This window comes from Clostridium sp. HCS.1 (genome assembly GCF_047900555.1).
GTDB lineage: Bacteria > Bacillota > Clostridia > Clostridiales > Clostridiaceae > Clostridium.
In genome coordinates, this window is sequence record NZ_CP170704.1 from 334,565 (window position 1) to 354,034 (window position 19,470).

Sequence of the window (19,470 nt, forward strand, 5' to 3'; positions counted from 1 at the left end):
TTTTAATAAAGATATATAATTATATAATGAGGTGGTGAAATAGTGAAAAAAATTATAGAAATGTTTATTGCCTTCTTTAAAATTGGTGCCTTTACTTTTGGAGGAGGTTACGCTATGATTCCTTTAATTGAGGAGGAAGTAGTTAATAATAAGAAATGGATAGAAAAAGATGAATTTATGGATATATTAGTAGTTTCTCAAAGTCTCCCAGGGGCATTAGCTGTAAATTGCTCAATATTTTTAGGATATAAAATTGCAGGACTAATGGGGGCACTTATGGCACTTTTAGCAGTAATTTTACCATCCTTTTTAATAATTATATTAATAGCGGCTTTTTTTATGCAATTTAGAGATAATTATTATGTTAATGCTGCCTTTATGGGAATAAATGCTGCAGTTCCATTACTAGTGTTAGTTGGAGCAGTAAGTTTAAGTAAGGGATTAGAAAAAAATATAAGAACAGGATTAACCATTGTAATTGCATTAATAGCCTTAGTGTTTTTTGATATACATCCAATTATAGTTATAATTATATCTGCACTATATGGGGTAATATTTTTAAGGAAGAAGGTGAAGTAGTTGGATTTATTAATAAGACTATTTATAGCCTTCCTTAAAATAGGAACCTTTAGCTTTGGTGGTGGATATGCCATGCTACCATTTATTCAAAAAGAAATAGTAGAGAATAATAAATGGATTGATGTAAATGAATTTATGGATATTATAGGTATATCTCAAATGACTCCAGGACCAATTGCTATAAATTCTGCAACCTTTGTTGGATATAATGTTTGGGGAGTGCTAGGAAGTATAATGGCTACTTTAGGAGTTATTTTCACATCCTTTATATTAGTTTCAATAATAAGCAAGACCTTAGAAAAATTCAAGGAGTCTTCAATAATTAAATCAGCCTTACTTGGAATGAGACCTGTATTAATAGCTTTAATAATTAAGGCATTTATAGATTTAGCAAAAGAATCCTATACAGACTTAAAGAGTTTAATAATAGCTTCGATAATAGGAGTAATACTATTAAGTAAAAAGGTTCATCCTATTTTAGTTATAGTTATTTCAGCAATAATAGGATTAATATTTTATATTTAATCTTTGCTAGTTTATTTAAAGAGGGAAGAAAATGAATAATAAGGGATACGAAAAAGCACTTTATTTATATAATAATGGAAGCATAGAAAAAGCTATAGAAATATGCGAAAAAGAAATATCTAGAGATTTAACAAATTCTAAAGTCCTTAATTTAAAAGGGCTTCTTTTATATTTAAAAGGTGATTTAAAAGATGCCATAGATATATGGAAGATAAATAAAGATTATAATGATGATGAAATATCAAGTTTATATTTAAAAGATGCAGAGAATGATTTTAAAAAACTTGAATTATATAAGGAAGCAAAAGAGCTAATAGAAAGTTTATCTATAGGAGAAGCCATAGATATATTAGAAAAATGTAGAGAAAGTGACTTTAATTTTATTAATGTTAATAATGCTTTAGCTACTTGTTATTTTAGAAAAGGAGATAAGGATAAAGTTAAGGAGCATTTAGATAAGGTATTTAAATTAGATAAGAACAATAAAGAAGCAAAAGAAATAAACAATAATTTAAAAAAAATATATAAATATAAAAATGGAAATTTATTTAAGTTTACTTTTGCTAGCCTTTTAATATTTATTGTTATAATTTTGGGCTTATTAAAGGGAAAAGGTATTATTAATTTTAAAACTAAGGATATACAAGTTGAGAATAACTATATAGAAGAAAAAGAAGTAATAGATAATGAAGTTATAAATATAGAAAAGCAAGAGAAAAATAAGCAATTAAAAGAGTTAAGTAATGATGAAATAAAAGAAAACTACATAAAAGCAACTGCCTATTATGAAGAAGCTAAGTATAAAGAAGGGATAAATTTATTAGAAGATACAATAAATAAATTAAATACTAATCATTTAGATGATGATATTATTTTCTTATTAGCATCAACCTATGAGGCTAATGGAGATATAAATAAGGCCATTGATAATTATGATAAATACATATTAAATTATAATGAAGGTAGTTACATACAAGAAGCTTATTATAGAGGGGCTTTACTCTATAAAGATATTAATACTAAAAAGAGTAAGGAATACGCTAATAAAATTATAATAAATTATCCAAACTCTATATATAATAATAACTATGTGAAAGAAATAATGAAATTATAGGAGGGTAAGATGATAAAGATAATAAAAGATGTAAAAATATATGCTCCAGAGTATTTAGGAAAAAAGGACTTAGTAATATCATCAAATAAAATTGAGGGAATATATGATAGTTTAGATATACCTGAAAACTTTATAAATATAGAAGTTATAGATGGTAGAAACAAACTGCTTTTTCCAGGCTTCATAGATAATCACGTACATATTAATGGTGCTGGTGGAGAAGGCGGTTTTAAAATGCGAACTCCAGAAATAGCTTTAAGTGACTTAACAAAAGCAGGTATTACTACAGTTGTTGGATGTATAGGAACAGATGGTGTTTGCAGAGATATGTCTAGTCTAATAGCAAAAGCAAAAGCTTTAGAAGAAGAGGGAATAACCACCTATTGCTATACAGGTTCTTATGACATTCCAGTAAAAACTCTAACTGGGTCTATAAAAAAAGATATTATGCTAATAGATAAGGTAATAGGAATTGGAGAAATAGCTATATCAGATACTAGAAGTTCTCAAGCTACATATGATGAGTTAGTTCAAGCAATAGCACAGTCCAGAGTTGGAGGTTTATTATCTGGAAAATCAGGGATAGCAAATATTCATTTAGGAGATGGAACAAGAAAATTAGGATATTTATTTAGATTAGCTGATGAAACAGAACTTCCAATAACGCAAATATTACCAACTCATATAAATAGAAATGGTGATTTATTTAAATCTGGTGAAGAATATATTAATAAAGGTGGATATATAGATTTTACTACTAGTACTCCAGAAGACCAATTAGCACCAGGAGAATTAAGTGCAAGTGAGGCTTTAAGTATTTTAATAAAAAATAAATCTAATGTTGAAAATGTTACTTTTTCATCAGATGGAAATGGCAGTATGCCTATATTTGATGATAAGGGAAAGTTAATAAAAATAGGGATTTGTTCTGTTTCAAGCCTTTATGAAGAAGTAAGAAAGTGTATAGAAACATATGAAATACCAATAGAAGAGGCATTAAAAGTCATTACTTCAAATGTATCAAAAGTATTAAAATTAGAAAACAAAGGCTCTATAGAAGTTGGAAAAGATGCTGATTTAGTATTAGTAGATGAAAATACTTTAGAAATAGATACTGTTATAGCCATGGGAAGATTAATGGTTAAGAATGGAGAAGTTATTGTAAAAGGAACTTTTGAATAACTGAAGGGGCTGTATTAACAGCCCCTAATTAAAAATTTTTCATTTTACATTGTGCATTAGTACACTTAGCTATTTGTATTAAAGAATAAATGTTGACCAATAGTTTTAGAATCTTTCTTTTCTACACCTTGCATCCATGAGCAAGTAGCTATGGCAGGATTATAGAAAAATAAAGCTTCATTAGTTGGGTCATTTCCTTCAATAGCATCATAAACAGCATTATAACATTCATCTGTAGGGGTAACATTAATTTCACCATTTACTACACAAGAAAATGCTTGAGGTTGTAATATAACCTCTTTAATGCTATTAGGAAAGCCAGGACTCAATACTCTATTTAAAATAACCGACGCAACTGCGATTTTACCTTCATAAGGTTCACCTTTACTTTCAGCATAGACTATCTTTGCCATTAAGTCTAAATCTTCTTTTGTTAAATAAATTAATTTGTCATTGTGACTAAAAACTTCAATAGCTCCTTCCTTAGGTTTATTTATTAATGTTAGATTTAATTCTTCATTTAAATTGTTCTTCCTCATTTCTGTAGTATTGCAATAAGCAAATACTTTTATGTTTGCTGAAAATAAAAGGGCTATTAATAAAATAGAGATTTTTCTTAAATATTTCATAAATAACCTCCTTTTGGATAAATAATAATCCAAAAATTATTATTACCAAAAGAAATAATTTAATACTAAAATTTTATTAATTTGTTTTCATATACACTATAAGCAGATAAAGCATCTTCTCTTTTAGAACTAGAATTTTTATATTTACTATCTATTTCTTTAGAGACTTCATCTAAATTTTTTGCTGTTTTTTCATATATAACAGCATCCTTAATAGATAATAAGTAAGCTGAATAAGAATTTAAATAATCATTTAAGGATTCATAAATATCCATACAACCTTCAGGAATAGAGATAAGAGTAAGCTTTTCTTTTAAATTATTATAAATTCCTTCTTTTTTATATAAATCATCTATAATTACATTTAAGTCTCTTTTATCTTCTCTAACCTTATTTATTGCTATGGATAAATCTTCATTTAAATAAGAAATATCACTTTTATATCCTTGGAGAGTATTGATAAAATCTCTTTTTTGAGAATTTATAAATTGAGAGTCTCTATTAATTTTAATTAAGGTATTCATATAACTACTAAAGTTATTAAGAAAAGTTATAGTTTCTTTAGAAAAATTAACATATATTTTGTTAGGTGCTAAATTAGAATAATCAGTTACACAAGCTTCCCTTAAGGTATCAAACTTATTTAAGTCATCAACACTTTTTATGCTTTCAGGGTTAGATAAAGTTTCAAGGCTATAATTAAATAATGAAGTTGTAGAATTTACAGCAGTAGTTAAATTAGTCTTGGTTATTGAGATATTTTGTGAAACTTCTTCTACTTCAGAAATAGATAGAAGAAGCTTATTTAAATTATCTATTCCTTCAGATAATAAATTTTTTGTAATAGTTGTATCTATAGTTAGATCCTTTATGCCATCAGAAAGAGTTAAAGTAATTTTAGATAATTCTTTAGAGGTATCTTTTAAGTATCTTTTTATTTTATTTTCTTTTGAGTTATAGTTAATAATAATTATAGAAACTGATATAAGAAACAATAATGTAAAAGAAACTATTAAAATATTTTTATGTTCCTTAAAATAAGATAAAGGATTTTTATTCATAAGCTAATCACCTCACATTTCTATTTACATAAATTTATATTATAGAAAATATTAAAATATTATTAAAACTATTAAAAAAACAAAGTATTATACTAAGATTTTATTAATTGGTGTATAATTATAATATATAAAAAGTTGGGGGGACCCTTTGATGCAAGAAATTAGTACATTTTTAATTAATACATTAAAAAACATATCAATATCATCGATTTTAGATATTATAGTAGTTGCTTATATATTCTATAAAGGGTATTCATTAATTAAAGAAACTAGAGCGGAACAACTTTTAAAAGGTATTATTTTAATGATTATTCTTATACCAATAAGCTATTTATTAAATTTAGAAATGCTTAATTTTATTTTAAACAAGACTCTTACTATAGGTTTATTATCGGTAATTATTATATTCCAACCAGAGATAAGAAGAGGCTTAGAGCATATAGGAAGAAGTGCTTTTGAAGAACTTCATAAAATGCAAGATGAAGAAAAAAGAAATATTACTGTTAATGAGATAGTAAATGCAGTGGGAAATTTAGCTGAAAGTAAAACAGGAGCTTTAATTGTAGTTGAACAACTAACGAGACTTGGGGACATATCTAATTCAGGTACTATTTTAGATGCAAAGGTTACATCTAATTTACTTGAAAATATTTTCGTAGTTAATACACCTTTACATGATGGTGCAACTATAATAAGAGACGATAGAATATTAGCTTCAGGATGTGTGTTGCCTTTAACAAGCAATAATGCAATAAATAAGAAGCTTGGAACAAGGCATAGAGCAGCTATAGGATTATCAGAAATTTCTGATTCCATTGTTATAATAGTATCAGAAGAAACAGGAGTCATATCTTTAGCCATTAATGGTAGATTAACAAGGAATTATGATAAAGAGAAACTAAGGATTATTTTACTAAAGATGTTAGAGCATAATGAGAATAAAAAAGTTAAATCAGCTGGGGAGAGGGTGAAGGCATGGATAAGAAAGAAAAAAACAAATTCGTAGTACCTATTATATGCCTTTTATTATCCATAGTATTGTGGGTTTATGTTACTAATGTTGAAAATAAAATAAGGACTACTGAAATAACTAAGATACCAGTGGAGTTAGTAAATTTAGACGCTTTAACTTCATCTAAATTAGCCTTAACACCTAATCAAGAGTTTTATGTAACTTTAAAAATAGAAGGCAATACAAACGATATTAATAAAATAAAGAAAAGTGATTTCATTCTTCAAGTAGATTTAAGTGAATATGCTTGGAAAAAGGGAGAAAATAAAGTACCAGTATCTATAGTAGATTATCCTATTAGTATTAGTATAAGAAATACAAATACTTTAAGTATTTCTATAAAAATAGAGGATATGGTTGATAAAACTATGCCTGTTACATCTAATATTAATATTACTCCTAAGTCAGGATATTTTGCATCAACCCCAGTTATAAATCCAGAGGAAGTAAGTGTATCTGGAGCAGAATCTGTTGTTAACAGTGTTTCAAAGCTAGTTGTAACAGATAATAAAGAAGATGTTCATGAAGATATTATTGGAGACTATGATATTAAAGCAGTTGATGAGAAGGGAACAGAAGTATTAGGAGTTACCCTATCTAGTAAAACTGCTAGAATAGAAGTAAAAGTTAGTAAGGGAAAATCAGTTAATGTAAAAATACCAACTACTGGTCAATTACCAAGTGGAGTTAAGTTGAAGTCCATAGAGAGTAGTAGAAAAACAGTTGAAATTTTAGGGCCAAGAGAGGTTTTAGATTCTATAAATGAAGTCTCAAGTAACCCAATAGATTTATCGACTATAACAGGGAACAAGGATATTAATCTTAATCTGATATTACCAGAGGGGATAAGTGTTGCTCAAGGAGAAGAATTATTAACAGCAAGAGTAAATGTTGTTTCTATGGTAACAAAAGATTTTTCTATTAAGTTAAATATTACTGGTAATAATGATGGAATAAAGGTACTACCTAATAAGGAAAGTATAAAAGTAACTATAAAGGGATATCAAGATGAAATAGAAAGTGTCACGGAAGATAATATATTAGCTAATTTAGATATTAGCAATTATAAATCAGAAGGAACTTTTGATGCCACTCCAAATGTTACATTAAAAAATCTAAATGGAAGCTTTTCAATAGAAGCAGTAGAACATATATCACTTACTGTATCTAAAGAAATAGCACAAGGTTCTCCAAGTGAGGAAGATAATACTGGGGAATAAAAATATAATATAAATATAGAAGACTACTAGCTAAATTTTAGTTAGTAGTTTTTTATATATTTTATAGAGAAAGATATACCATATTTTTTTCCGTTGATATATGTTAAAATAAGAAATTGTATAACATTAAAATATCTTTATAAGTAATGTAATACTTAGAAAGGGGTAGATTAAATGGCAATAAGAATTAATAATATAGCCTTAAGTATAGATGAAGATAAAAGCTTATTAATAAATAAAATTTCAAAAAAGTTAAGAATTCCCAAGGAAGAAATAAAAGATTTTAAAATAATAAAAGAAAGCTTAGATGCTAGAAAGAAAAATGATATTAAATATGTATATTGTGTAGATGTTGAACATCCTAATGAAGAGAAGCTAATAAAAAAGCTTAAAGATAAAGATTTAAGATTAGAAGTTCCAAAATATAATGCTGAAATTGAATTTGGAGAAAAAGAACTTAAAACAAGACCTGTAGTAGTAGGCTTTGGGCCAGCAGGAATATTTGCTGCACTTTTATTAGCAGAAAAGGGATATAAACCAATTGTAATAGAACGTGGAGAAGATGTGGATAAAAGAACAGAGACTGTTAATAACTTTTGGAAAACTGGAAAGCTAAATACAGAATCTAATGTTCAGTTTGGTGAAGGTGGCGCTGGAGCTTTCTCTGATGGTAAACTAACTACAAGAATTAAAGATAATAGATGTGATTATGTATTAAGAGAATTAGTTAAGGCAGGGGCTCCTGAAGAAATAACTTATATAGCAAAGCCACATGTTGGAACAGATCTTTTAAAGGGAGTTGTAAAAAATATAAGAGAAAAGATTAAGTCTCTAGGAGGAGAAGTTTTATTTTCTACTAAGTTAGAAGAAATAAAAACAGAAGATGGTAAAATTAAATCTATCATAGCAAATGGAAATGAAATACCTTGTGAAAATTTAATTTTAGCAATAGGACATAGTTCAAGGGATACATATGAAATGTTAAATAAAGTTGGAGTGTTTATGGAACCTAAGGCCTTTGCTATAGGAGTAAGAATAGAACATCCACAAGAAGTTATAAATAAAAGCCAATATGGAGAAATGTATAAAAATCCAAAACTTAAGGCAGCTGAATATAGATTAACATATCAAAGTGAAAAACTAAAAAGAGCAGTATATTCTTTCTGTATGTGCCCAGGAGGAGTGGTGGTAGCTGCTGCTTCAGAAAATGAAAGATTAGTATCAAATGGGATGAGTTATCATGCTAGAGATTTAGAAAATGCTAATTCTGCTTTAGTTGTTACTGTATCTCCAGAGGATTTTGAAGGAACATCACCTTTAAGAGGTATGGAATTCCAAAGACATTATGAAAGGTTAGCATATAATTTAGGTGGAAAAAACTATAAGGCACCAGTACAATTACTAGGTGATTTTATGGAAGATAGAATTAGTACAAAGCTTGGAAGTGTTACACCTAGTTACACAGCAGGATATGTTTTTGAAGATTTAAGAAAATGTCTGCCACCATATGTAATAGAAGCATTAAAAGAAGCTATTGTTGATTTTGACAAAAAAATTAAGGGATATGGTAATCATGACTCAATTTTAACAGGTATAGAAACAAGAACTTCAGCTCCTGTTAGAATAAATAGAGATGAAAATTTACAAAGCGTATCTATAGAAGGACTATTTCCTGCAGGTGAAGGGGCAGGATTTGCTGGTGGAATAATATCTGCAGCAGTTGATGGTATTAAGGTTGCAGAAAAAATTATAAATAAATATAAGCCAATTGAATAAATATATAAGAAAATTCTGAAAATTGATATTTTCAGAATTTTTTTTGGTAGAATATAATGTATCTAGATAAAAAAATATAAAGCTATGATAAATTTTTAACAATTATATTTAAATTAGTATGGGGAGTAAAATCAACTAAATGTATATGAGGTGTAAATATGAGTAAAAATTTTGAAGATCTATTGGTAAAGGTTAATGAAATTTCTAAAAAAAAGGTTGCTGTTGCTGTTGCCCAAGACGAACCTGTATTAGAAGCAATCAAATTAGCCAAAGAAAAGGGTATTTCAGATGCAATATTAGTAGGGGATAAGAAAGAAATAAAAAAAATAGCTGATAAGATAGGTATGGATTTATCAGACTATGAAGTAGTTAATGAAGAAAATGTAACAAAAGCCTCCTTAGAAGCTATAAGATTAGTTTCAACAGGAAAAGCAGATATGGTTATGAAGGGATTAGTAGATACTGCTACATTTTTAAGAAGTGTACTTAATAAGGAAGTAGGATTAAGAACAGGAAAACTTATGTCCCATGTTTCAGTTTTTGAAATAGAAGGAATAGATAGATTAATTCTGCTAACAGATGCAGCCTTTAATACTTATCCAGATTTAAAGGGAAAAGTTCAAATTCTAAATAATGCAGTAGGAGTTGCCCATGCTTGTGGAATAGAATTTCCAAAGGTTGCAGCAGTATGTGCTGTTGAAGTTGTAAATCAAGATATGCAAGCTACTATTGATGCAGCTTTATTAGCTAAGATGAATGATAGGGGACAAATAAAGGGTTGTATAGTAGATGGACCTTTAGCCCTTGATAATGCCCTTTCAGTAGAAGCAGCAAAGCATAAGGGAATAACAGGAGAGGTAGCAGGAAAAGCAGATATAGTATTACTTCCAAATATAGAGACAGCAAATGTTATGTATAAGACATTAACTTATACAGCTAAAACAAGAAATGGTGGACTTTTAGTAGGAACATCAGCACCAGTTATATTAACATCAAGAGCAGATAGCTTTGAGACAAAAGTTAATTCAATTGCTTTAGCTGCATTAGTTGCTGAAGCTATAAAATAGTATTGGGGGAGAAGTTGTATGTCAAATAATCTATTAATTATTAATCCAGGTTCAACATCAACAAAAATTGGAGTTTTCCAAGGGGGAAAAGAATTATTTCAAGAAACCTTAAGACATTCATCAGATGAGATAGCAAAATATGACACTATATTTAATCAAATGGATTTTAGAAAGAACATAATAATAAATGTACTTAAAGAAAAGAATTTTGATTTAAATTCATTAGCAGCAATAGTAGGAAGAGGCGGAATGCTTAAACCTATGGAAAGTGGAACATATAAAGTTAATGATAGGATGCTTGAAGATTTAAAAATAGGAGTACAAGGAGAACATGCTTCAAATTTAGGAGGAATGTTAGCAAATAAAATAGCTGGAGAATTAAATATTCCTGCTTTTATAGTTGATCCAGTAGTTGTTGATGAACTTGATGATGTAGCTAGAGTATCAGGAGTTCCAGAATTACCTAGAGTAAGTAAATTTCATGCTTTAAATCAAAAAGCAGTTGCAAAAAGATATGCAAAAGAAAATGGGAAAAAATACGAAGATTTAAATTTAATTGTAGTTCATATGGGTGGAGGAGTTTCTGTTGGAGCTCATAAAGATGGTAGAGTTATAGAGGTTAATAATGCTCTAGATGGAGAAGGTCCATTTTCACCAGAAAGAGCAGGAACTGTTCCAGTTGGAGCATTAATTAAAATGTGCTACAGTGGAGAATTTACTGAAAAAGAAGTTTATGCAAAGATAGTTGGAAAAGGCGGATATGTAGCATATTTAAATACTAATGATGCTAGAGATGTATTAAAGCTTGTAAGTGAAGGGGATAAAAATGCAGAATTATACTTTAATGCTTTTATATATCAAGTTTCAAAAGCTGTAGGAGAAATGTCAACAGTTTTAAAAGGAAAGGTTGATAGAATTATTCTTACAGGGGGAATAGCATATTCAGAAAAAGTTGTGGAAGAACTAAGAAAGAGAATAGGATGGATATCAGAAATCACTGTTTACCCAGGAGAAGATGAATTATTAGCTTTAGCAGAGGGTGCTCTTAGAGTTTTAAATGGGGAAGAAGAAGTTAAAGAATATATCTAAATTGCAAAGCAATTATTAATGAAAGAATGAAGAAATTAAAAAATGAAAGAATAGGGGAAGTTTTTTCAAGAAAAACTTATTACAAAGATTATAAATATCTTTTAATTTAAAAATCCATTAAGGATTTTAACCACACTTCTTTCATTACTTCATTCTTTAATTTTTATCATTATTTCTGAAGGATACTATTAATATAATGCTTAAAATTACAAGTATATGGTAAAATTATAAAAAGGAGGGGATAGTTTTGATAACTTCAGATAATATGAAAAATAGAATTAATATGATATCAGAAATGAAGAATGAAAGTACATTTCAGATTTTAGAATATGATAATTTACAAGGGGCAATGGATTTAAATACTGCATTACAAATTAACTTAATGAAGGATTCCTCTATTAGATTAAAGCAAATTAGAATTATTTTAGATGATAGTGAAGTAAAAATAGAAGCAGGTTCTTTAAGTTATATGAAGGGAAATATTGATATAGTAACTAAAACAGGTGGAATAATAGGACTTGGTAAAAAGTTTTTTTCAAGTAAAGTTACAGGAGAGCCAATGTTTAAGCCGGTATTAAGGGGAACAGGGGAAGTGTTTTTAGAACCTAGTTTTGGACACTTTACTTTAATAGAATTAGAGGATGAAGAAATTATTATAGATGATGAATTATTCTATGCCTGTGAAGAAGGAATAGAAGTGGAACCAGTTATGCAAAAAAGCATATCTTCTATGATATTTGGAAAAGAAGGAATATATCAAACTAGATTAAGTGGAAGTGGAATAGTAGTTCTAGAAATTCCAGTTCCAGAAAAAGAAATATTCAGATGTAAATTATTTAGAGATACGCTAAAGATAGATGGGAACTTTGCAATTTTAAGAAGTGGTAATATAGAATTTACAGTAGAAAAATCAGGTACTACTCTTGTTGGAACAGCACTAAATGGCGAAGGTTTACTTAACGTTTATAGGGGAACAGGAGAAGTGTGGCTTGTACTAACAGATTCAATTTATACTAGTCTAAAGGAAAGAGGATTAAAGGATTTAGAAGCTGTATCAGATGAAGATTTAGAAGAATGATTACTTTAGCCTAATATAGTTGTAAATTGCTAGTAGTAAAGATATAATTTTAGTTATGATAAGCTTAAAAAGCTATTAATAAAAGTTAGGAGTGAATTGTTTGGGTATAGTTGAAAGTAAACTAAAAAATCCAGAATTAGATTTATTTTTTGAAGCAATTTTACAATTAGAGAATATAGATGAATGTTATAATTTTTTTGAAGACGTTGCAACAATCAATGAAATAAAATCATTAGCACAAAGAATACATGTGGCTAAACTACTTAAAGAAAAGAAGGTTTATACAGAGATAGCAGATAAAACGGGAGCAAGTACAGCTACAATAAGTAGAGTTAATAAATGCTTAAATTATGGAGCTGGTGGCTATGAGTTAATTTTAGATAGATTGGAAAAAATTAAGAAATAATAAAGTTGTAATGTATAAACTATAAATATATACTATTATTATGATATTATGTATAACCAATTGAAAAAAGTGAGGTAAAAAAATATGAGTAGAATGTTTGGAACAGATGGAGTTAGAGGGATTGCTAATACAGAATTAACATCTGAAATAGCTTATGGTTTAGGTAGAGCAGGTGCTTATGTGTTAACAGAAGGGACTCATAAACCAAAGATATTAGTAGCAAAAGATACAAGAATATCAGGTGATATGTTAGAAGCAGCTTTAGTTTCAGGAATATTATCAGTAGGAGCTGAAGCGGTAATACTAGGAGTTGTCCCTACTCCAGCTGTAGCTCATTTAATAAGAGAATATAATGCTGATGCAGGAATTATGATTTCAGCTTCACATAATCCAGTTGAATATAACGGAATTAAGTTCTTTGATAATAGAGGATATAAATTACCAGATGAATTAGAAGATGAAATTCAAAGAGTTATAGAAAGCGGTTTTGAAGGAGTTCCAAGTCCAACAGGACAGAGTTTAGGAAGATCACATATTGAAATTGCAGCCATTGATGAGTATATAGATTATGCTTTATCAACTATTCCTGTGGATTTAAAAGGATTAAGAGTTGCATTAGATTGTGCAAATGGTGCTTGCTATAGTGCTGCTGTAAAAGCATTTAGAGAATTAGGTGCAGAAGTATATGTAATTAATGATAACCCAGATGGAACTAATATCAATGAAAAATGTGGTTCTACTCATCCAGAAGAATTACAAGAATATGTTGTTAAAAAGAAGTGTGATTTAGGGTTTGCTTTTGATGGAGATGCTGATAGATGTTTAGCAGTAGATGAAAAAGGAAACCTTATTAATGGCGACTTTATACTAATGCTATGCGCAAAACACCTTAAAGATTTAGGAAAATTAAAAGATGATACTTTAGTAGTTACAGTAATGAGTAACTTAGGTTTAGATCTTGCTTGTAAAGGAGAAAAGATAAAAACTATAAAAACTAAAGTTGGTGATAGATACGTATTAGAAGAAATGGTTAAGGATGGATATGTTCTAGGAGGAGAACAATCAGGACATATTATATTTTTAGATTACAATACTACAGGAGATGGATTAGTAACAGCTCTACAAGTTGCAGCTATTAGAAAAAGAAGTGGAAAGAACTTAAGTGAACTTGCTGGAATAATGAAAGAACTTCCACAAGTATTAGTAAATGCGAAGGTTCCAAATGACAAGAAGAATATCTATTTAGAAGATGAAGAAATAGTTAATGAAATAAAGAGAATAGAAGAAGTTTTAAATGGAGTAGGAAGAGTCTTAATAAGACCTTCAGGAACAGAGCCACTAGTTAGAGTTATGCTAGAAGGTGAAAATCAAGAAGAAATTGATGAAATGGCTCATGGATTAGTAGATTTAATACTAAGTAAAATCTAAGATAAAGTAAGAAGTAAAAGTGAAGATTTAATGAAGGAGTTCAGACTTTGTCTGGACTCTTTTATTTAGGAATTATAAAGAGCTAACTGTGAATAACTTATATTATTGTTGAAAAGTATATTTGACATTGGGGATAATTATGATTAGTATGTGTATAATAAATGAAATTTATGAGGTGATAAAATGAATAAAAAAATGCCAGTTTTATTTCTATCTCATGGAAGTCCAATGAATGTAGTTTTAGATAATGAATATACAAATTCATTAATAAAACTTGGACAAGAGTTAGAAAAACCAAAGGCTATTATTATAATTTCAGCTCATTGGAAAACAAAAGGAACATATATAACATACAGTAATAAGCCAAGACAAATTTATGATTTTTATGGATTTCCAGAGGAAATATATAATATAAAATATGAACCAGATGGTGGAGAAGAATATGCTGAAATGGTTGCTAAGGAATTAAAAGAAGAAGGTGCAAAACTTACTGATGAATGGGGTTTAGATCATGCTGCTTGGGGAGTTTTAAAATATCTTTATCCAAAGGCTAATATACCAACTTTTGAAATAAGTTTAAATGCATTATTAACAGAAGAAGAACATTACAATATAGGGAGAAAGCTAAGAAGATTTAGAGAAGAGGGGATATTAATAATTGGTAGTGGTGATATAGTTCATAATTTAAGAGCTGCAGATTATGATATCTATGGAAAATCTCATGAATGGGCTGAGGCCTTTGATAATTATATCGTTAATGCAGTTAAAAATTATAATTATGAAACAATAATTAACTATAAAGCTTTAGGTGATATATCAAAACTTGCAGTACCAACAGATGAACATTTTTTACCTCTTTTGTATGTAATGGGTGCACAATATAAAGAAGATAAGGTAGAAGTTGTTCATCAAAGCATACAAAATTCTTCTGTATCAATGACTTGTATTAAAATTGGATAGAATAAAAAAATAAGAAAGGAATTCATACTTTGAGTTCCTTTCTTATTTTTATTATAAAAGAAAGTATCATTAAAGAGGATATATTTCACATTTATTTTAAAACATGCATAAAAAATAAATAAATTAATTTGTTAAATTATAAGAAAAAAATATGAAATATAAATATACAATAATATAAAATAATATAAATTTATTAATAAAATTCCTAATATATTAATAAAATGTTAATATATTATATTGAATAAACCATTTAAAAAGCAATTTGACAAAGTTTTCAGAAAATTCTTGACAGTATTGGGTAGGGGTAGTAAAATTTTAGCAATAACAAAACTTAATATGAGCTTATGATTATAAATGCAACGAAGGAGACCTTTATTTAGATTAAAAGTTTCAGAGAGTCCATGGTAGGTGTAAATGGATACTTTTCTAAATATATAATCACTCCAGAGCAGTGTCACCGAAAGTACAAAGATGTATTAATAAGTGATAACCGGTAAGCACCGTTAAAGGCAAGGGTTTGTTAGAACCTAGTGATTGTAGAAATTAAGGCGGAATTATATACCACCATAATGATTCTTTCATTAAGGGTGGTTTTTTTACACAATTTTTTAAAAAAGGGGGCTAAAAATTTGGAAAGGCATGTATTATCTGTATTAGTAAGGAATTCATCGGGGGTTTTAACAAGAGTTTCAGGGCTATTTGCAAGGCGTGGATTTAACATCGATAGTTTAACAGTAGGAAGAACTGAAAAAGAAGAAATATCAAGAATGACTATTGTATTAATGGGAAACGATGATGTTTTAGAGCAGTTTATAAAACAACTTAATAAACTAGAAGATGTTTTAAGAGTCCATGAGTTAGTATCAGAACATTCAATTTATAGAGAGTTAGTTTTAATAAAAGTAAAAGCTTCACCAGAAAAAAGAGGGGCAATTAACGAAGTAGTAAAAATATTTAGAAGTAAGATAATAGATGTTGCACACAACACTGTAACAATAGAATTAACAGGTGATGATAGTAAGATCAATGCACTAATAGAACTAATGGAAGACTACGGAATTGTAGAAATAGTTAGAACAGGAATAGCAGCCTTAGAAAGAGGAGATAAGGATATTACTAATTATGGAGAATACTTTAATTAATAATGAAGAATGAAGAATGTAAAATGTAAAATTAATGAAATAACTTAGCAAAGCTAAGTTATAAAATAGAAAATTAAAATTCAGCTATGCTGAATTAACCATAATTCTACATTCTTCATTTTACATTCTACATTTAAATAAGGGGGTAAGCAATGAGCAAAAGGTATATAGAAATCTTTGATTCTACATTAAGAGATGGGGCACAAGGTGAAGATATTTCATTTTCTCTTGAGGATAAGATAAAGGTTGCTATTGCTTTAGATAAACTGGGGGTTTCTTATATAGAAGCTGGTAATCCTGGATCTAATCCAAAGGATATGGAGTTTTTTAAGAGAATGAAGGAAATAAATCTTAAGAACTCAAAATTATCAGCCTTTGGGGCAACGAGAAAAGCAAATATAAAAGCTGAAGATGACAATAATATAAAGAGTTTATTAAAAGCAGATACAGAAGTGGTTGTTATTTTCGGTAAGTCATGGGATTTTCAAGTAAGGGAAATATTAAAAACATCATTAGATGAAAACATAAATATGATAAGGGATTCTATAATATATTTAAAAAGTCATAATAAAGAAGTTGTATTTGATGCAGAACATTTTTTTGATGGTTATAAGGCTAATAGTGATTATGCTATAAAAACATTAATATCGGCAAAGGAAGCTGGGGCAGATGTAATAACCCTTTGTGATACTAATGGTGGAACTTTAACTTCAGAAATTAAAGAAATTGTTGAGAAGGTAGTGACTTCAGTAGGTGGTAAGATAGGAATTCATTGTCATAACGATATAGGAATGGCTGTAGCTAATTCAATAATAGCTATAGAATGTGGGGCATCTCATGTACAAGGAACTTTTATAGGTGTTGGTGAAAGATGTGGCAATGCAAATTTATCATCTATAATACCAACATTGCAATTAAAGCTTGGATATGAAGCTATTACAGAAAATAAACTTTCAGAGCTGACAAAGACATCAAAATATATTTCAGAAATATCTAATATAAAACTTTTAGATAATATGCCATATGTAGGAGCATCAGCCTTTGCTCATAAGGGGGGAATGCATATTGATGCAATTTGTAAAACTCCAGAATCCTATGAGCATATAAAACCTGAAGTTGTAGGAAATGATAGAAGATTCCTAGTATCTGAAGTAAGTGGGAAAAGTACAATTTTAAAAGAAATTCAAAAAATCTTTCCAAGCATAACTAGAGAAAGTGATGAAGTGGAAAAGATAACAAATAGACTTAAAGAATTAGAGTATGAAGGTTATAAGTTTGAAGGAGCAGAAGGCACAGTAGAACTTTTAATTAGAAAGACTATAGGAAAGTACAAGCCTTTCTTTGAACTAAAACATTTTAAAACAATTGGGGAACAACCTTGGAATACTAAGGATTTTACATCAACGGCCTTAATTAATGTGGTAGTGGAAGGAAAAAATAAAATGACAGCAGCAGAAGGTGATGGACCTGTTAATGCTTTAGATAAGGCTTTAAGAGAAGCACTTGAAAATTTTTATCCACAATTGAAAGAAGTAAGACTTATAGATTATAAGGTTAGAGTTTTAGATTCAGAAAGTGCCACAGGAGCAAAGGTAAGGGTTTTAATAGAATCAACAGATGGAATGGAAAATTGGAGTACTGTTGGGGTGTCCAGAGATGTTGTAGAAGCTAGTTTAATAGCTTTAGTTGATTCAATAGAATATAAATTAATAAAAGATATAGAAAAGAAATTAAGAACTTATTTTTAAAAAGGGGGACTAAAAACATGGGTATGACTATGACTCAAAAAATCCTTGCAGCCCATGCAGGATTAGAAAGTGTAAAGGCGGGGCAGCTAATTGAGGCAGATTTAGATTTAGTGCTAGGAAATGATATTACATCACCAGTAGCAGTTAATGAATTTTATAAATTAAAGTTAGAAAAAGTTTTTGATAAGGAGAAGGTAGCAATAGTACCTGATCACTTTACTCCTAATAAGGATATAAAAGCAGCAGAGCAAAATAAGATGATAAGAGAATTTGTTAGAGAAAAGGAAATTACTAATTACTTTGATGTTGGTGAAATGGGAATTGAACACTGTCTAATTCCAGAAAAGGGATTAGTAGTTGCTGGAGATGTTGCTATTGGGGCAGATTCCCACACTTGTACTTATGGGGCATTAGGAGCTTTTTCAACAGGAATAGGTTCCACAGATATGGCTGCAGGCATGGCTATAGGTAAGTGTTGGTTTAAGGTTCCATCAGCTATAAAATTTGTTCTAAAGAATAAACCAGCAAAGTGGATAAGTGGTAAAGATATAATTCTCCATATCATTGGAATTATAGGCGTTGATGGGGCACTATATAGATCCATGGAATTCGTCGGAGATGGAATAAAATATCTTTCAATAGATGATAGATTTACAATGGCAAATATGGCTATCGAAGCAGGTGGAAAAAATGGAATTTTCCCTGTAGATGATGTGACTATTGAATATTTAAAGGAGCATTCAGATAGAGAGTGGAAGGCTTATGAAGCAGATGAAGATGCTGAATATGATGAAGTTTATGAAATAGACTTAAGTAAATTAAGACCAACAGTTGCCTTTCCTCATTTACCTGAAAATACAAGACCTATAGATAATGTTGGGGATATAGAAGTAGATCAAGTAGTTATAGGATCTTGTACAAATGGAAGAATATCTGATTTGAGAATAGCAAGAGATATTATAAAGGGAAAGAAAATTAAAAAAGGAATTAGATGTATTGTATTCCCTGGAACTCAAAAAATTTACCTTCAAGCTTTAGAAGAAGGAATAATAAGAGATTTAGTAGAAGCAGGCGCTGTATTCTCAACATCAACTTGTGGGCCATGCTTAGGAGGACATATGGGAATCCTAGCAAAAGGAGAAAGAGCAGTTTCAACTACAAATAGAAACTTCGTAGGAAGAATGGGGCACGTGGAATCAGAAGTATATCTAGCAAGTCCAGCAGTTGCAGCAGCATCAGCACTAACAGGGAAAATAACAAACCCAGAAACAGTAGCAATGGGCAATGCGTAATGCACAATGCATAATTAAGGAGAAAACTCCTTGGAGTTTTTGTAATGAAAAAATGAAAAGCCTTTTTGCTGAAGCAAAATTGGCATGAAAAAATGAAAGAATTATGGATGAAATTCCTTTGGAATTTCTATTAAGGCAATAAGAAGTGGGAAACTTTAAGAA

18 protein-coding genes are annotated in these 19,470 nt (G+C 29.1%); 16 read left to right on the top strand and 2 right to left on the bottom strand.

Translation table 11 applies throughout. From position 1 onward, the window contains the following. Positions 1 to 42: 42 nt before the first annotated feature. The 4 genes from ACFYH6_RS01705 to iadA are packed head-to-tail and all read left to right on the top strand — an operon-like array spanning position 43 to position 3,400. Entirely contained in the window at positions 43 to 579 is a 537-nt protein-coding gene (locus ACFYH6_RS01705) for a chromate transporter (RefSeq protein WP_316344151.1), read from the top strand. After that, positions 580 to 1,104, top strand: a complete 525-nt coding sequence (locus ACFYH6_RS01710; RefSeq protein WP_316344150.1) for a chromate transporter — start codon at positions 580 to 582, stop codon at positions 1,102 to 1,104. Between the two features lie 31 nt (positions 1,105 to 1,135). Next, positions 1,136 to 2,218: a tetratricopeptide repeat protein gene (locus ACFYH6_RS01715; RefSeq protein ID WP_316344149.1), complete on the top strand. Its 1,083-nt coding sequence runs from the start codon at positions 1,136 to 1,138 to the stop codon at positions 2,216 to 2,218. Positions 2,219 to 2,227: 9 nt separating this feature from the next. After that, positions 2,228 to 3,400 (top strand): beta-aspartyl-peptidase, encoded by a 1,173-nt coding sequence (gene iadA / locus ACFYH6_RS01720; RefSeq protein ID WP_416179355.1) that lies wholly within the window; start codon positions 2,228 to 2,230, stop codon positions 3,398 to 3,400. 65 nt (positions 3,401 to 3,465) lie between these two features. Here the strand turns inward: iadA and ACFYH6_RS01725 are convergent, their stop codons facing one another. Then, positions 3,466 to 4,029: a cell wall hydrolase gene (locus ACFYH6_RS01725; protein ID WP_416179354.1), complete on the bottom strand. Its 564-nt coding sequence runs from the start codon at positions 4,027 to 4,029 to the stop codon at positions 3,466 to 3,468. A gap of 65 nt (positions 4,030 to 4,094) precedes the next feature. Then, positions 4,095 to 5,090: a hypothetical protein gene (locus ACFYH6_RS01730; protein ID WP_416179353.1), complete on the bottom strand. Its 996-nt coding sequence runs from the start codon at positions 5,088 to 5,090 to the stop codon at positions 4,095 to 4,097. Positions 5,091 to 5,241: 151 nt separating this feature from the next. Here ACFYH6_RS01730 and cdaA point away from each other — a divergent pair, with 151 nt between their 5' ends. The 12 genes from cdaA to leuC all read left to right on the top strand — a co-directional run bounded on the left by cdaA (position 5,242) and on the right by leuC (position 19,308). Further along, positions 5,242 to 6,096 carry a diadenylate cyclase CdaA gene (gene cdaA / locus ACFYH6_RS01735; RefSeq protein WP_316344769.1) on the top strand — a complete coding sequence of 285 codons (855 nt, stop codon included), beginning with the start codon at positions 5,242 to 5,244 and terminating at the stop codon, positions 6,094 to 6,096. After that, positions 6,066 to 7,322, top strand: a complete 1,257-nt coding sequence (locus tag ACFYH6_RS01740; protein ID WP_316344771.1) for a YbbR-like domain-containing protein — start codon at positions 6,066 to 6,068, stop codon at positions 7,320 to 7,322. Before cdaA ends, ACFYH6_RS01740 begins: the two co-directional genes overlap by 31 nt. A gap of 174 nt (positions 7,323 to 7,496) precedes the next feature. Further along, positions 7,497 to 9,098: an NAD(P)/FAD-dependent oxidoreductase gene (locus tag ACFYH6_RS01745; RefSeq protein WP_416179352.1), complete on the top strand. Its 1,602-nt coding sequence runs from the start codon at positions 7,497 to 7,499 to the stop codon at positions 9,096 to 9,098. 158 nt (positions 9,099 to 9,256) lie between these two features. Then, positions 9,257 to 10,165 (top strand): phosphate butyryltransferase, encoded by a 909-nt coding sequence (gene ptb / locus ACFYH6_RS01750; RefSeq protein ID WP_316344773.1) that lies wholly within the window; start codon positions 9,257 to 9,259, stop codon positions 10,163 to 10,165. Between the two features lie 18 nt (positions 10,166 to 10,183). Beyond that, a complete protein-coding gene (buk, locus tag ACFYH6_RS01755) occupies positions 10,184 to 11,254 on the top strand; it encodes a butyrate kinase (protein ID WP_316344775.1) in 1,071 nt (356 codons plus the stop codon). A 247-nt stretch (positions 11,255 to 11,501) separates the two neighbouring features. Further along, positions 11,502 to 12,332 (top strand): AIM24 family protein, encoded by an 831-nt coding sequence (locus ACFYH6_RS01760; RefSeq protein ID WP_416179351.1) that lies wholly within the window; start codon positions 11,502 to 11,504, stop codon positions 12,330 to 12,332. 100 nt (positions 12,333 to 12,432) lie between these two features. Continuing rightward, positions 12,433 to 12,738 carry a YerC/YecD family TrpR-related protein gene (locus ACFYH6_RS01765; RefSeq protein ID WP_316344777.1) on the top strand — a complete coding sequence of 102 codons (306 nt, stop codon included), beginning with the start codon at positions 12,433 to 12,435 and terminating at the stop codon, positions 12,736 to 12,738. Positions 12,739 to 12,822: 84 nt separating this feature from the next. Continuing rightward, positions 12,823 to 14,166, top strand: coding sequence for a phosphoglucosamine mutase (gene glmM / locus ACFYH6_RS01770; RefSeq protein WP_316344778.1), 1,344 nt, complete (start codon positions 12,823 to 12,825; stop codon positions 14,164 to 14,166). A gap of 183 nt (positions 14,167 to 14,349) precedes the next feature. Beyond that, positions 14,350 to 15,126, top strand: a complete 777-nt coding sequence (gene ygiD / locus ACFYH6_RS01775; protein ID WP_316344779.1) for a 4,5-DOPA dioxygenase extradiol — start codon at positions 14,350 to 14,352, stop codon at positions 15,124 to 15,126. Positions 15,127 to 15,755: 629 nt separating this feature from the next. Continuing rightward, on the top strand, positions 15,756 to 16,268 hold the full coding sequence (ilvN, locus tag ACFYH6_RS01780) for an acetolactate synthase small subunit (RefSeq protein ID WP_316343990.1): 513 nt from the start codon (positions 15,756 to 15,758) through the stop codon (positions 16,266 to 16,268). A gap of 152 nt (positions 16,269 to 16,420) precedes the next feature. Then, entirely contained in the window at positions 16,421 to 18,016 is a 1,596-nt protein-coding gene (gene cimA / locus ACFYH6_RS01785; protein WP_416179350.1) for a citramalate synthase, read from the top strand. 17 nt (positions 18,017 to 18,033) lie between these two features. Next, positions 18,034 to 19,308, top strand: a complete 1,275-nt coding sequence (leuC, locus tag ACFYH6_RS01790) for a 3-isopropylmalate dehydratase large subunit (protein ID WP_416179349.1) — start codon at positions 18,034 to 18,036, stop codon at positions 19,306 to 19,308. The last annotated feature ends 162 nt before the right edge of the window (positions 19,309 to 19,470 follow it).

Excerpts from the sequence above, each read along its gene's own strand:
- ACFYH6_RS01740 (WP_316344771.1), top strand. The coding sequence starts at position 6,066 with ATGGATAAGAAAGAAAAAAACAAATTCGTAGTACCTATTATATGCCTT.
- cdaA (WP_316344769.1), top strand. The coding sequence starts at position 5,242 with ATGCAAGAAATTAGTACATTTTTAATTAATACATTAAAAAACATATCA.
- cimA (WP_416179350.1), top strand. The coding sequence starts at position 16,421 with ATGAGCAAAAGGTATATAGAAATCTTTGATTCTACATTAAGAGATGGG.
- ACFYH6_RS01715 (WP_316344149.1), top strand. The coding sequence starts at position 1,136 with ATGAATAATAAGGGATACGAAAAAGCACTTTATTTATATAATAATGGA.
- buk (WP_316344775.1), top strand. The coding sequence starts at position 10,184 with ATGTCAAATAATCTATTAATTATTAATCCAGGTTCAACATCAACAAAA.
- glmM (WP_316344778.1), top strand. The coding sequence starts at position 12,823 with ATGAGTAGAATGTTTGGAACAGATGGAGTTAGAGGGATTGCTAATACA.
- leuC (WP_416179349.1), top strand. The coding sequence starts at position 18,034 with ATGGGTATGACTATGACTCAAAAAATCCTTGCAGCCCATGCAGGATTA.
- ptb (WP_316344773.1), top strand. The coding sequence starts at position 9,257 with ATGAGTAAAAATTTTGAAGATCTATTGGTAAAGGTTAATGAAATTTCT.
- ACFYH6_RS01745 (WP_416179352.1), top strand. The coding sequence starts at position 7,497 with ATGGCAATAAGAATTAATAATATAGCCTTAAGTATAGATGAAGATAAA.
- ygiD (WP_316344779.1), top strand. The coding sequence starts at position 14,350 with ATGAATAAAAAAATGCCAGTTTTATTTCTATCTCATGGAAGTCCAATG.
- ACFYH6_RS01725 (WP_416179354.1), bottom strand. The coding sequence starts at position 4,029 with ATGAAATATTTAAGAAAAATCTCTATTTTATTAATAGCCCTTTTATTT.
- iadA (WP_416179355.1), top strand. The coding sequence starts at position 2,228 with ATGATAAAGATAATAAAAGATGTAAAAATATATGCTCCAGAGTATTTA.
- ACFYH6_RS01730 (WP_416179353.1), bottom strand. The coding sequence starts at position 5,090 with ATGAATAAAAATCCTTTATCTTATTTTAAGGAACATAAAAATATTTTA.